The following is a 12,909-nucleotide window of genomic DNA, read 5'->3' on the forward strand; positions in this document are numbered from 1 at the left end:
GTGGCTCCCGCCCCCCACCTCCCTGCGGCCCGCCGCACCGGATCCAACCCTCGCAAGGAGTACGGGATGTCCTTCGACCCGTCACCGTCCTATCCGTACCCACCACCCGAATCCTCGCCCTCCTACGACACCTACCCCTGGCAGCCACAGCAGCTGCCCGAAGCGCCCGAGCGGCGCCCCCAACGCCACACCGCGCTCGGGCACCACAGCGACCTGCGGGTCCTGCGCAGCGCCTACCGCTGGCAGCGACGCGTGGCCACGCTCACGGCGCTCGGCTACTTCACCCTGTTCCTCATCCTGTCGGCGTTCGCACCGTCGTTCATGACGAGCACCGTCACCGACGGCCTGCCCACCGGCCTGCTGCTCGCGCTCATCCAGGTCCCCGTGACGTGGCTGGCCATCGCCCTGTACGAGCAGACGGCCCGCCGCCGCGTCGACCCCATCGCGGACCGGATACGCAAGCAGGCCGAGCTGGACGCCAAGCGGGAGGGCGCACGGTGATCAGCGAGTTCAGCGGCAATGCCCAGGCCATGTCCCTGGTGGGCTTCACATCGGTGGCCACGATCACCCTGCTGCTGTGCGTGATGACGGGCCCGGACCGGGACGACCTCGACGAGTTCTACACCGGCTACAGCTCCCTTTCCCCCATGCGCAACGGCCTGGCGATCGCCGGCGACTACATCTCCGCCGCGACCGTCCTCGGCACCGGCGGCGTGATCGCCCTCTTCGGCTACGACGGCACCGTACTGGCCATGAGCACGGCCCTGTCGCTGATGCTGCTGATGTTCCTGCTGGCGGAACCGCTGCGCAACGCGGGCCGGTTCACCATGGGCGACGCCCTGACCCGCCGTATGCCGGGACGCGGTGTACGGATCGCGGCCTGTGCGGTGACACTGGCGGCGCTGCTGCCGCTGATGCTGGTGCAGCTGGCCGGGACCGGGCAGCTGATGGCGTTCATCCTCGGCTTCTCCGGCGAGTCGATGCAGACGGGCTGCATCATCGGCGTGGGCGCGCTGATGATCAGTTACGCGGCGATCGGCGGCATGAAGGGCACCGCCCTCATCCAGATCCTGAAGATCGTGATGCTGCTCGGTTCGGGCATGGTGGTCGCGCTGCTGATCCTGAACCGGTTCGACTGGGACCCAGGGGCCCTGTTCGGCGCGGCCGCCGACAACAGCGGCGTGGGCTCGGCGTTCCTCTCCTCGGGCCTGCAGTTCGCGGGAGGCACCAGCCCCGGCCTGGACATGATCACCTCGCAACTGACGGTGGTCCTCGGCGGTGGCGTCCTGCCGCACGTCACCATGCGCATGTACACCGCCTCCAGCGCCCGGCAGGTGCGGCGTTCGATGTCCTGGGCGGTGTCGGGCGTGGCCCTGTTCGTGCTCGTCATCACGGTCATCGGCTTCGGCGCGACCGCGCTGGTCGGCCGCGCGGCCATCGCGCAGGTCGACCCGCAGGGCAACACGGCCTATCTGCTGGGTTCGAAGGCCGCGTTCGGCGCGGAGGTGTCGACGGCGGAGACATTCCTGTTCACGACCGTCACCACGGCCGTCTTCCTCACCCTGCTCGCCTCCGTCGCCGGCATGATCCTCGCCTGCGCCAACTCCCTCGCGCACGACGTGTTCGCGGCCCGGGTGCAGGAGATGTCACCGCGCCGCGAGATGACACTGGCCCGGCTCTCGGCGCTGGCGGTGGGCATCCCGGCGATCCTGCTGGCCACGCTCGTCCAGCACCACAGCCTGCAGCCCCTGGTGACGCTGTCCTTCTGCCTGGGCGCCTCGGCCATCGCGCCCGCGCTGGTCTACAGCCTCTTCTGGCGCCGCTACACCCGGACGGGCCTGCTCAGCACCCTCATCGGCGGCTCGCTGGCCGTCCTGCTGCTGATGCCGGGCACCAACCTGGTCTCCGGCTCACCCGTCTCGGCCTTCCCCGACGCCGACTTCAACTGGTTCCCGTTCACCACCACGGGCCTGCTCTCCATACCCCTGGGCTTCGCCTGCGGCTGGCTGGGCACGATGGCCTCCGGCCGCCGCAAGTCGGAGGAACAACGCCACCAGTACGAGGCGGTGGAGGGCTGGATCCTCGCCGGCGCGGTACGAAGGAACCGCTGACCGGGAACGACACGGGTACGACGCCCCGTCAGCCTCGCGCACGAGCGGCGGTTCGGGGCGTCACCCTCATACGACCACGGACATCGGCCGTCGGCCGCCGCCCACGCACGACGGCCGATGTCACTCCCCCGTCGGCCCCGCCCACGCCGCCAGGCTGGCGTGCACGCGGTCGATGTGGGCCCGCACGTCCTCGCCCTGCTCCGCGTGCGCGCGCAGGAGCCGCTCCGTCTCCTCCTCGACGCAGTCCGCGTGTTCCCGGGCCTGGGCGACCAGCTCCGCCGCACGCTCCTGCGCCTCTTCCTGCCGGGCCCGGGCCGATTCCTCGGCGTCGGCGAGGGCCTGCTCCGCCTCGGACAGGGCCCGCTCGGCGCGGGCCACCGCCTCCGCGTGCCGCGCGTCCAGCTCCGCCGCCCGGTCCGCCTCCTCGCGCTCCACCTCCGCCCACCGCTCGGCGCGCTCCTTGTCCCGCTCGGCGAGCATCCCGGAGGAGCGCTGCCGCATCTCCCGCAGCGCGGCCAGCGCCTCACCCCGCTGTTCCTTCGCCCCGCAACGGACCGAGACACGGATCTCGTCGGCCTCGGCGCTCGCCACGAGCAGCCGCTGCCGGGCACGTTCGTCGGCGTCGGCGCGTACGGCGTCGGCCTGCGCCTGCGCGGACTCGCACAGCTCGGCGGCGGAAGCCTGCGCCTCCTCCACCAGTCGCCGCGCCTCCTCCCGCGCCCTGTCCCGGACGGCCGCGGCCTCCTCCTGGCCGAGTCGGAAGAGCCGCCGCGCCCCCTCTCCGAGAGACTCGTAGTCCTGCGGGGCGAGCCCCGCCACGGTCTCCCGCAGCAGCGCCAGCTCCGCGTCCATCTGCCGGGCCAGCACCGTCAGCCGGGCGGCCCGCTCCCAGGCCGCGTCACGATTCTGGGAGACGGCCTCGGCGTATCTGTCCACCTGCTCGGGACGGTAGCCACGCCCCCGCCCGACCACGAAGCCGTGCGGCGACACCGACGCGCTGCTCATCCTGGAACCCCTCTCCACCTCACCGACGCGAAGCCGCACAAGAAACGGGATGATTTCGCGCACATCTTGGTGGATCAGGCAGAAGTGTTCATAACGCGACACTCCGCACAGAGGTCACGGGCCCACGACCGGACCGTACGGCCGTCAGCCCCACGTGGTGCCGACGGGCTCCTGGATGGTCGTGTTGATGCGGTTGAACATGTTCGTGAGCGAGACCGTGAGAATCAGCCCGGAGAGCTCCTTCTCGTCGAAGTGATCGGCCACCTCGTCCCACAGGGCGTCCGGAACCGGCTCCTCCGAGAGGTCCGCGAGCCGGGTGACCGCCTCCGTCAGCTTCAGCGCCGCACGCTCGGCGTCCGAGAAGAAGGGCGCGTGACGCCAGGCCGCGACGGCACTGATCCGCTCCTCGCTCACCCCGGCCTTGCGGAGGTTGACGGTGTGCCCGTGCACGCAGGCGCCACAGCCGTTGATCTGGCTGGTGCGCAGCCCGACGATCTCCGCCAGCTCCTGCCGCAGGCCGCCCTCCCCGATCGCCTGGAAGATGCCGCCGATGCCCTTCATCGCGCCGGGAAGGACGTACGCCGGGTTCGTCATCCGTGCCTGCATGATCTCTGCCTCCTGTGTCGGTGGTGCGTCGCTGTCACCGCACTGACGGAGCAGCGCGCGGAGATGTGACAGCCGGCCGGGCACGAAGAAGCCGGGCCCGGTCGTACGACCGGGCCCGGCTTCTTCTCGCACGTCAGCGGCGAGGTGTCACAGCAGTCCGTCCCACATCTGCTCCAGCAGCACCGACCACCAGCTCTCCGGCGACCCCAGTGCCGCCGGGTCGAGCGCGGCCAGCTGGGCCTGGAAGTCGACGGTCCAGCGGCCCGCCTGCTCCTGGTTCAGCCCGAACCGCAGCCGCCACATCCGCCCGAGCAGCGCCAGACAGCGCGCGAACTCCGGCAGCCCGGTGTTCACGAACTGCGGCGGCACGGGCGCCCCGCCCGGCCCCGCCTCCACCGGCACGGCGACGATGTTGGCCGTGCCGTACTGCACGCAGATCGCCTTGCCGAAGTCGCTGCCCATCACCAGATAGGAACCCGCGTCCGAGGCCGGCTGCACACCGCGCTCGGCCGCCAGCTCCGCCAGCGTCGGAACGGGCCGGCCCGGCTGCGCCTGCGCCCAGAAGAACGGGCCCATGTCCATCGGCAGACCGGCCGCCACCAGCGTGTGCGCCACGACCGGCGGCACCCCCTGCCGGGACACCGCGGCCTGCTCGAACCGGAACACACCCGGCCCGAACGCCGCCCCAAGCTCCTGCGCGATGGCCTCCGGCGGGACCGGCGGAGCCGCCTGCACCGGCGGCAGCGGAGCACGCACCGGAGCCGGACGCGCCGGGCCGTCCGCCACCTGGTGCAACTCGCCCTGGTGGGCCAGCAGCTGCTGCATGCCCTGCTGCCGGCTCGCGTGGTCCGTGCCGTACGGCGCGATGCTCGTGATCCGCGCCTGCGGCCACTGCTCCCGGATCATCCGGGCGCAGTACGCACCCGGCAGCTCGCACGACTCCAGCTCGGTGTGCAGCTCCAGCACCTGGTCCGGAGGCACGTTCATGGCCCGCAGCTCGTGGAAGATCTGCCACTCCGGGTGCGGCGTACCCGGCGCCGAACGCCGGATCAGCTGCTGCTCGGAACCGTCCTGCGCGCGGTAGCGCAACACGGCCTGGTAGCCGGGACCGACCGTCGGCTGCCCGGCGGGCGGCTGCGGATAGCCGTACGCCGGCGGCGGCCCGGGGACGGGCTGACCGGGCGGCGGCACGGCACCGGGCGGCACCGCACCCGGCATCGCACCGGGCGGCATCGGCGGCGCGGCGGGTGGTGCGCCGGGAGCCTGCGGCGGCGGAGGCACGCCGGGGCCGCCCGCCGGGGGCGAGGCCAGCATGGTCTCGGCATGGTGCACGGGGCCCGCACCGGCCCCGGGCGCACCCGGGACGCCAGGAGCACCGGGAGCCCCGGGAGCACCGGGCGGATGCGGGGCACCCGGAGGCTGGGGCGCGCCAGGAACACCCGGCGCACCAGGAGGCCCCGGCGGCTGAGGCGCGCCCGGGCCCGTCCGACCGGGATCGGCAAGCATCGTGGCGGCATGGTGGACACCACCCGGGGGCGTACCACCGGGGGCACCAGGAGGCTGCGGCGCACCAGGAACACCCGGCGCACCAGGAGGCCCCGGCGGCTGCTGCGGAGGCAGCGGCGCACCCGGGCCCGCCGGAACCCCCGCCCCCGAGGAACCCCCGGGAGCCCCAGGACCCGCGGGACCCCCAGGCCCCTCAGGACCAAGCGCCGACACCATCTGCGTAGGCACATACCCGCCCGCCGGAGTCCCCGGCGCACCGGGCCCCGACGGCGGAGGCGTATCGCCCGGCCGCGCACCCGGCGTACCCGGTGCGCCCGGCGGAGGCGGCGTGGTCGGACCCGTGCCCCGCCCACGGCCCGGCGGCGGAGTCGCCTTGCTGGTCGCGGCGTCGGCGATGTCCCCGGCGTTCGGCGCGAGCGGCCGCTCGGGCGCACCCGGCCCGGCCGGCGGCTGCGGATAGCCGTACGGCTGCCCGCCCGGCACGGGCGGAGGCGTACTGCCCTGCGGCACCCCACCGGGCGGCGTACCCGGCACACCCTGGGGCGGCGTACCCGGCACACCGGGAGCGGCGCCCGGCCCACCCGGGTAGCCGTACCCCGGACCAGCCGGAGTCCCGGCACCCTGGGCGTTCGGCACATCCGCCGGAGGTCCGTCCACCGCCGGCGTGACCGCCGTCCGCGGAAGCTGGCTCCCGCCCGAGATCAGCGCCGTCTTGGCATCGGATGCCGTCGCGGGCGGCGGTGCGCTGTCGTCGGCCTCGCTCAGCGGTGGCGCGAAGACCGTCGCGGGCAGCGGCACGGAACGGTCGTCACCGCCATCGCCGTTGGTGTCCGTACCGGCCCAGGGCGTCGCCCCGGCAGGCGCGGCCGGAGCCACCGGACCCTCCGGAGCACCGGAGGCGTCCGAGTCGCTCCCCCCGGCGGCCGGCCACGACGCCCCGCTCCCGGAGGCGGAATCACCGGCCGCAGCGGAACCGGAAGCAGACGCGGAAGCAGAAGCAGAAGCAGGAGCAGCCGGCTCGGAGGCAGAACCCGCCCCGGCCCCCCGCCGATCCGGAATCCCCAGCTTGTCCGCCGCGTCCTGCAACCACTCCGGCGGAGTCAGCAGGAAGGACGTCTGGTTCAGATCCACCCGCGCGGGCGGCGCCGGCGCCGGCTCGTCCACCGCGTCCGGACGGCCGTACTCCTCCTCGTACCGCCGGATCACCTCACCCACCGGCAGCCCGGGCCACAGCGTCGCCTCACCGCTGTCCCGGGCGATCACCAACCGCTGCGCGCCCCCGTCCGAGCGGGGCCCGTCCGCGCGGTCCTCGGCCCACACCACGAACCCGAGGTCGAACTCCCGCACCCGCACCTCACGATGCTGGTACGACGGCAGGTCGCCGTTGATCCACTCTTCCGCGCGCTCCTGCGCCTGAGCGAAGGTCACCATCGCCGAAGTCACTCCCCCACAGCCGAGGACGACACCGCACCCACCGGCACCACACGCGCGAACCCGCCGTCCACCATCAGGTTCGCCACCGTCTCCAACTCCGGCGGATTGCCGGCCAGCCGCGACAGGAAGACATCGAAGTCGTCCCCGCACGGCAGCAGCAGCCGCTCCACCCGCTCCGCCGGCGGCGTCGAGGGATCCACGTCCCGCGCGTCGTCGTACGCGCAGAACCACACGGAGCCGATCCGCTCGCCCTTCACCTTCACGGCGAGCAGCCCGCCCTGGACGAAGGAGATGCCCAGGTAGTCCTTGGTCAGATGGTCACGCAGACACTTGTTGACGTACACCAGGTCATTGACCGCGGCCTCGTCCCGCACCGTGAAGAACGGCTGGTCGACCAGCAGCCCCAGCTCCGCGTCGAGCGCGGCACCCACCGGCGCGCAGCCGCCCGCCGCCTTCAGGAACGACCGGTACGCGCCCGGCAGCCGGTAGCCGAGCTCCTCCTCGGCACCCTGCACCTGCGACTCCGTCACGGCCACACCCGACTTCGGCAGCCCGAAGTGCGCCGGACGCGTCTCCTGGAGCGGCCGCGTGCCCCGCTTGCCGTGATCGACACCCGACGTGGCCACACCACCGTGATGCCGCAGCAGCGCCTTCACCTCGACCGGGACCAGCTCCAGCCGCCGCGAACCGACCGCGTGGTGCCAGGTCCAGCCGTGCGGCGTCGCCACCGCCGGCACCGTGTCCCACAGCTCATGCCCGGACGCCGACAGCGCGCTGTTCGCCGACACGTAGTCCGTCAGCCGCAACTCGTCGACACCGAACCCCTCCGGCGGCTCCGCGATCTCCGCGACCGCGCGCGCGTAGGGCGAGAAGTCGGGGTAGCCACGCTCGTCGACCCGTACCCCTCTCGGGTGACGGGCCGCCCGGACCGGGTCCGGGAAATGCACGACCTGCCCGGCGTAGGCCGCGTTCGGCGGCGCGGCTTGCTGCCCGAGCCGACCTGTCGTCATGGCGGTTGCCCCCTGCGGCACTCTGTACGACCCGTATTGACCGCCCTTGGCGCACTACGGCCCGTATCGACTGTCACGTCTGTCTGTCTCGACTTCTCTGCACTTCACTGCACACGCCGACCCCGCGGATCACCCTCCGGTTCACTGCATCGATCTCCGAACGGATCACCGCATCGCCCGCGGTGCCGACAGCCTATGCGGTACGACGACACCGGTCACCGGCACCGGTCGACGGCCCCTCCGCTTCCGTGACCAGGCGTCACCCCACCGTGACGGCATGCCCCGGAACGGGCGTGTCGCCGCGCCCCAGCTTCCGCACCAGCCACGGCATTTGGCAGTCTGTGACCCCCGGGGGGATGCACGGAGGGGAAGACGATCATGAACGCGACGCAGACGGGACCACACACCGGCAGGTCCGCCGACCCACGAAACGGCGATCCCCGGCACGGCGACCCGCGGCACGGCGACCCAAGAGGCAGCGATCCTCGCCATGGCGACCCACGAGCCGGCGACCCCCGCAACGGCGATCCCCGCATCGGCTGGAGCGCCACCGAAGCCGCCCACGCCCCCGTCCTCCACCACCGCCGCGACGGCATCCTCCCCACCGTCGCCGCCGCCCTCTCCGTCCGCGGCGCCACCCTCACCGGCACCGCCGTCCGCGGCGACACACCCCCGGCCCTGCACCCCCTCGTCCAGGACTTCCTGGACACCCTCACCAGCGCCCAGCGCGACCGCTTCACCGGCCGCTGCGCCGAGACCATCCTCATCTCCCGGCACATCGCGGCGGCCGACACCACCCGCAGCAAACGCGCCGCACGAAAACCCATGACCAACGGCGAGGCCCGCAAAGCCCTCAAGCAGGCCAAACTCACCGCCCGGCACATCCGCGAGGACGGCGACCCCCTCCACGGCACCTTCGCCACCCCCTGCCGCGCCTGCACCGCGCTCAGCGCCCACTTCGGGGTACGCATAGTCGACCCGGCGTCCCAGAACGACTGACGGCCACCCCGGCCCCCACCCCCGAAGCACCCGGCACCACGGCGCGCACCTCACGCCCGGCGCTCCGATGACCTCGACGAGACGAAGGGCAGATGCACACCGACCGCACCTCCTCCACCCGCTTCGCCGTATCCGTCGACGCCGCCCTGCGCGCCGCCGGCTGGCAACCCGGACGCTGGGACATCAAGCAGGCCGAGTACTGGGCCGACGCCCTCCGCGACCACGTCTCACCCGCAGGCCACCGGCACACCGTCTTCCCCGCCGCCGTCGAGGCCTGGGCCGAATTCGGCGGACTCCACATCGCCCCCACAGGCCCCGGCCGCCAGGTCGCCCCCGCCACCCTGCACCTCGACCCGCTGCACGGCCTCCACATGGCCCGCACCCTCGGCGACCTCGGCCGCGCCCTCGGCACCGAGGTCTGCCCCCTCGGCGCCGAGACCGACAGCCAGTCCCTCGTCGCCATCGACACCGACGGCCGCGTCTACACCCTCGACCACACCGGCGACTGGTACCTCGGCCAGGACATCGACCAGGCCCTGTCCACCCTCATCGCCGGCACGGAACCGACCCGCCTGACAGCGAGCTGACGACCACGGGGCCTACGACGCCGGAATCACCGCCGACACCCGGAAACCCCCCGCGTCCGTCGGCCCCGACACGAACACCCCGCCCAACGCGGAGACCCGCTCCTTCATCCCCACCAGCCCGTTCCCCCCGGACGGCAACCGCGCCGACGACGCCGCCTCCTCGGCCGGCTCGTTCTCCACCTGCATCGCGATCTCCGACACCCGATGCGCCAGCCGCACATAGGTCTTCGCCCCGGCCGCGTGCTTGTGGACGTTCGTCAACGCCTCCTGCACCACCCGATACGCCGTCTGCTCGACCTCCGGCGCATACGACCGCTCGTCCCCCTCCACGGACAGATCCACCACCATCCCCGCGGCAGCCGACTGCCCGACCAGCTCCTCGATCTCCGCCAGACACGGCCCCTCGTCGTCAGCCGCCCGCGAAGCCGCCGCAGCCGCAGCCGCAGCCGCACCCACCGCAGCCAACGGCACCGACGCCGCACGCTCACGCCGCTCGCCCCCACCACTGCGCAGCACCCCGAGCATCTCCCGCAACTCGGTCAGCGCCTGCCGCCCCATGTCCCCCACGAGCGCGGCGTTCCGCACGGCTTTCTCAGGATCCTTCCGCGCCACCGCCTGCAGCGCCGCGGCGTGCACGACCATCAGACTCACCCGGTGCGCGACCACGTCGTGCATCTCCCGGGCGATCCGGGTCCGCTCCTCGTTCCGGGCCCACTCGGCCCGCTCCTCCGCCCGCTCGGCGAGCAGCTGAAGCTCACGCTCCAGATCGTCCGCGCGCTCCCGCAGGCTCTCCATCAGCCGCCGCCGGGCCCCCACATACAGCCCGAGCAGCACGGGCGGCGCCGTGAACCCCACCGACATCGTGATGGCGGCGAAGGGCACGAACCAGTCCCCGATGTCCAGGTCCCCCCGCGACATGTCCTGCCGGGTCTTCACGAACGTCACGATGAGCGTCGCCACCAGCGACATCCCCGCCAGCGAGACGAGGATCCGCCGGGGCAACTCGGACGCGGCCAGCGTGTACAGGCCGACGATGCCCATCAGAAAGCCCATCTCGGCGGGCGTGATGGCGATCGACACCAGCACCACCGCGATCGGCCACCGCCGCCGCACGAGCAGCACGGAACCGGCCAGCAGGCCGAACACCACCCCCGCCGCCACCGGGATCCCGGCGTCCCTGGCGAACGGAATACCCTCGAACCCGCACTCCAGTGCGGACGCCACGGCCAGACTCACATCGAACACGGCACTGCGCCGTCTGGCCCACCACCACGGCCCTCCCCGGGCCGTCACATGGTCTTCCCCCGTCGCGGTCATGCCCTCCAGCCTAAAGGCGCCCGCCGCCGGTTTTCCGGTGAGTTTCCCGGACTGGCCCGGACCACACTCCGTGACCGTTCGGACGCAATACCACCCGATATCCCTCGAACTGCTGAATCGCTCACCGTTCGACCCCGGAGGCCTCCATTCCGCCCGGACGGTATGCGTATGACACATGCGCCTGGCAAATACGCCGACTTCGAGGGGTTGCGGGAGCGGGCGGTGGCGTTGCGACGCGCAGGGCTGAGCCGCCGCCAGATCCGCGACCGCCTGCACGTCGACAACAACGACCTCCTCAACCGCCTCCTGGAGGGCGAGCGGGCCAGGGAACTCCGGCTCCAAGGCTGGACTTACGACCAGATCCAGGTGGAGCATCCACGAGTCGGCCGATGCGCAGGAGGCCGAAGAGTTCTGGGCCGGCCTTGCCAGCGTGGCACCCGCCACGTTCCAGAAGGCCACTCTCAAGAGGCACAACCCGAAGACAAGCCGCAAGAACACCTCGGAGGCATATCGCGGCTGCCTGGTCGTCTACGTGCTCAGGAGCGCCGACTTGTATCGTCGCGTGGAAGGCGCCTGGTACGGCATAGTAGGAGGCGCCGCTCGGCGACCTGACTAAATGTCCGGTTTAGTCGGGATTATTCCCCCGTGGTGTAATTGGTAAGCACTGTGGCTTTTGGTGCCATCTGTCCGGGTTCGAGTCCTGGCGGGGGAGCACATGCTCAAGTTCGGGCCCTGGTCGGCGACAGCCAAGTCAGGGCCCGCTCTCGTGTCCCCCACAAAACCCCCCGGTATCCTGCGGATGAAACCCCACCCCATCCACAGCCGAAGGGCATCCCGTGAGCGCCAACCGCCCGGCAGCCGTCGTCGTTCTCGCAGCGGGTGAGGGCACCCGTATGAAGTCGGCCACACCCAAGGTCCTGCACGAGCTCTGCGGCCGCAGTCTCGTCGGGCATGTGCTCGCCGCCGCGGGCGAACTGCACCCCGAGAACCTGGTCGTCGTGGTCGGCCACGCCCGTGAGAAGGTCACCGCCCACCTCGGCGAGATCGCCCCCGCCGTCCGCACCGCCGTACAGGCAGAGCAGAACGGCACCGGGCACGCCGTACGGATGGGTCTCGAAGCGCTCGGCGGATCCGTCGACGGGACCGTTGTCGTCGTGTGCGGGGACACTCCCCTGCTCACCGGCGCGACCCTCGACGCCCTCGCCGCCACCCACTCCGCCGACGGCAACGCGGTGACCGTGCTGACCGCCGAGATGCCGGACGCGACCGGCTACGGCCGGATCGTCCGCGACGACGCCACCGGCGCCGTGACCGCGATCGTGGAGCACAAGGACGCCACCGACGCCCAGCGGTCGATCCGTGAGATCAACTCGGGTGTGTTCGCGTTCGACGGCCAGCTGCTCGCCGACGCGCTGAAGAAGGTGCGCACGGACAACAGCCAGGGCGAGGAGTACCTGACCGACGTGCTCGGGATCCTGCGCGAGGCCGGGCACCGGGTCGGGGCCTCCGTGGCCGGCGACCATCGGGAGATCGCCGGGATCAACAACCGCGTGCAGCTCTCCGAGGCCCGCCGGATCCTCAACGACCGGCTGCTGACCGAGGCCATGCTCGCGGGCGTCACGGTGATCGACCCGGCGACGACCTGGATCGACGTCACCGTCACCTTCGAGCAGGACGCCGTCGTCCACCCGGGCACCCAGTTGCACGGCGCGACGCATCTCGGTGAGGGCGCGGAGGTCGGGCCCAACTCCCGGCTGACCGACACCCGGGTCGGGGCGGGTGCGCGTGTGGACAACACCGTGGCCGTGAGCGCCGAGGTGGGTCGGCAGGCGTCGGTGGGGCCGTACGCGTATCTGCGTCCGGGGACCCGGCTGGGTGCCAAGGGCAAGATCGGGACGTACGTCGAGACGAAGAACGCCACGATCGGGGAGGGGACGAAGGTGCCTCATCTCTCCTACGTGGGTGACGCGACGATCGGTGAGCAGTCGAACATCGGCGCCGCGAGCGTGTTCGTGAACTACGACGGCCAGGAGAAGCACCACACGAACATCGGCTCTCACTGCCGTACGGGCTCGGACAACATGTTTGTGGCGCCTGTCACGGTGGGGGACGGTGCGTACACCGCCGCCGGGTCCGTGATCACGAAGGATGTGCCGCCCGGTTCGCTGGCCGTGGCCCGTGGTCAGCAGCGGAATATCGAGGGTTGGGTGGCTCGTAAGCGTCCGGGGAGCGCGGCCGCGAAGGCGGCGGAGGCGGCTTCCCGGGAGTCGGCCGACGAGGGCTGACCGGAAACCGGTGCCTCAAACACGGCGTACGGTGATAAGTGCACACCCG

The 12,909-nt window shown here is 72.1% G+C and carries 10 protein-coding genes, 1 tRNA gene and 1 pseudogene; 7 read left to right on the forward strand and 5 right to left on the reverse strand.

The window, feature by feature from the left end; all coding sequences use genetic code 11:
• The first annotated feature begins 66 nt into the window (after positions 1 to 66).
• Together OHU35_RS17265 and OHU35_RS17270 are read left to right on the forward strand one after the other, a co-directional pair.
• Entirely contained in the window at positions 67 to 501 is a 435-nt protein-coding gene (locus OHU35_RS17265; protein ID WP_189726786.1) for a DUF485 domain-containing protein, read from the forward strand.
• Entirely contained in the window at positions 498 to 2,111 is a 1,614-nt protein-coding gene (locus OHU35_RS17270; RefSeq protein ID WP_189726787.1) for a cation acetate symporter, read from the forward strand. Before OHU35_RS17265 ends, OHU35_RS17270 begins: the two co-directional genes overlap by 4 nt.
• A 120-nt stretch (positions 2,112 to 2,231) precedes the next feature.
• On the opposite strand, the gene OHU35_RS17275 is transcribed toward OHU35_RS17270, so the two are convergent.
• The 4 genes from OHU35_RS17275 to OHU35_RS17290 all read right to left on the reverse strand — a co-directional run bounded on the left by OHU35_RS17275 (position 2,232) and on the right by OHU35_RS17290 (position 7,672).
• Positions 2,232 to 3,116: a cellulose-binding protein gene (locus tag OHU35_RS17275; RefSeq protein WP_189726788.1), complete on the reverse strand. Its 885-nt coding sequence runs from the start codon at positions 3,114 to 3,116 to the stop codon at positions 2,232 to 2,234.
• A 144-nt stretch (positions 3,117 to 3,260) separates the two neighbouring features.
• Positions 3,261 to 3,722, reverse strand: a complete 462-nt coding sequence (locus OHU35_RS17280) for a carboxymuconolactone decarboxylase family protein (protein WP_189726789.1) — start codon at positions 3,720 to 3,722, stop codon at positions 3,261 to 3,263.
• 147 nt (positions 3,723 to 3,869) lie between these two features.
• The gene (locus OHU35_RS17285; protein ID WP_189726790.1) at positions 3,870 to 6,659 is read right to left on the reverse strand and encodes an SUKH-4 family immunity protein; all 2,790 of its coding nucleotides are present in this window, start codon (positions 6,657 to 6,659) and stop codon (positions 3,870 to 3,872) included.
• Positions 6,660 to 6,667: 8 nt separating this feature from the next.
• A complete protein-coding gene (locus OHU35_RS17290; protein WP_189726791.1) occupies positions 6,668 to 7,672 on the reverse strand; it encodes an SMI1/KNR4 family protein in 1,005 nt (334 codons plus the stop codon).
• A 378-nt stretch (positions 7,673 to 8,050) separates the two neighbouring features.
• Between OHU35_RS17290 and OHU35_RS17295 the strand changes: the two genes are divergently transcribed.
• A complete protein-coding gene (locus OHU35_RS17295) occupies positions 8,051 to 8,671 on the forward strand; it encodes a YwqJ-related putative deaminase (RefSeq protein WP_189726792.1) in 621 nt (206 codons plus the stop codon).
• Between the two features lie 92 nt (positions 8,672 to 8,763).
• A complete protein-coding gene (locus OHU35_RS17300; protein ID WP_189726793.1) occupies positions 8,764 to 9,258 on the forward strand; it encodes an SUKH-3 domain-containing protein in 495 nt (164 codons plus the stop codon).
• Between the two features lie 12 nt (positions 9,259 to 9,270).
• Here OHU35_RS17300 and OHU35_RS17305 read toward each other — a convergent pair whose 3' ends face one another.
• Positions 9,271 to 10,575 carry a sensor histidine kinase gene (locus OHU35_RS17305; RefSeq protein ID WP_189726794.1) on the reverse strand — a complete coding sequence of 435 codons (1,305 nt, stop codon included), beginning with the start codon at positions 10,573 to 10,575 and terminating at the stop codon, positions 9,271 to 9,273.
• Positions 10,576 to 10,743: 168 nt separating this feature from the next.
• Here OHU35_RS17305 and OHU35_RS17310 point away from each other — a divergent pair.
• From OHU35_RS17310 to glmU, 3 genes and pseudogenes are all read left to right on the forward strand, one after another.
• Positions 10,744 to 11,191 (forward strand): annotated as a pseudogene (locus OHU35_RS17310) (hypothetical protein).
• 23 nt (positions 11,192 to 11,214) lie between these two features.
• Positions 11,215 to 11,287: transfer RNA gene (locus OHU35_RS17315), tRNA-Gln, on the forward strand.
• A gap of 124 nt (positions 11,288 to 11,411) precedes the next feature.
• Positions 11,412 to 12,860: a bifunctional UDP-N-acetylglucosamine diphosphorylase/glucosamine-1-phosphate N-acetyltransferase GlmU gene (glmU, locus tag OHU35_RS17320; protein ID WP_189726795.1), complete on the forward strand. Its 1,449-nt coding sequence runs from the start codon at positions 11,412 to 11,414 to the stop codon at positions 12,858 to 12,860.
• The last annotated feature ends 49 nt before the right edge of the window (positions 12,861 to 12,909 follow it).

It is taken from the genome of Streptomyces purpurascens (assembly GCF_045040895.1).
Taxonomy (GTDB): Bacteria; Actinomycetota; Actinomycetes; order Streptomycetales; family Streptomycetaceae; genus Streptomyces; species Streptomyces purpurascens.

Excerpts from the sequence above, each read along its gene's own strand:
- OHU35_RS17290 (WP_189726791.1), bottom strand. The coding sequence starts at position 7,672 with ATGACGACAGGTCGGCTCGGGCAGCAAGCCGCGCCGCCGAACGCGGCC.
- OHU35_RS17275 (WP_189726788.1), bottom strand. The coding sequence starts at position 3,116 with ATGAGCAGCGCGTCGGTGTCGCCGCACGGCTTCGTGGTCGGGCGGGGG.
- OHU35_RS17300 (WP_189726793.1), top strand. The coding sequence starts at position 8,764 with ATGCACACCGACCGCACCTCCTCCACCCGCTTCGCCGTATCCGTCGAC.
- OHU35_RS17280 (WP_189726789.1), bottom strand. The coding sequence starts at position 3,722 with ATGCAGGCACGGATGACGAACCCGGCGTACGTCCTTCCCGGCGCGATG.
- OHU35_RS17295 (WP_189726792.1), top strand. The coding sequence starts at position 8,051 with ATGAACGCGACGCAGACGGGACCACACACCGGCAGGTCCGCCGACCCA.
- OHU35_RS17305 (WP_189726794.1), bottom strand. The coding sequence starts at position 10,575 with ATGACCGCGACGGGGGAAGACCATGTGACGGCCCGGGGAGGGCCGTGG.
- OHU35_RS17285 (WP_189726790.1), bottom strand. The coding sequence starts at position 6,659 with ATGGTGACCTTCGCTCAGGCGCAGGAGCGCGCGGAAGAGTGGATCAAC.
- OHU35_RS17265 (WP_189726786.1), top strand. The coding sequence starts at position 67 with ATGTCCTTCGACCCGTCACCGTCCTATCCGTACCCACCACCCGAATCC.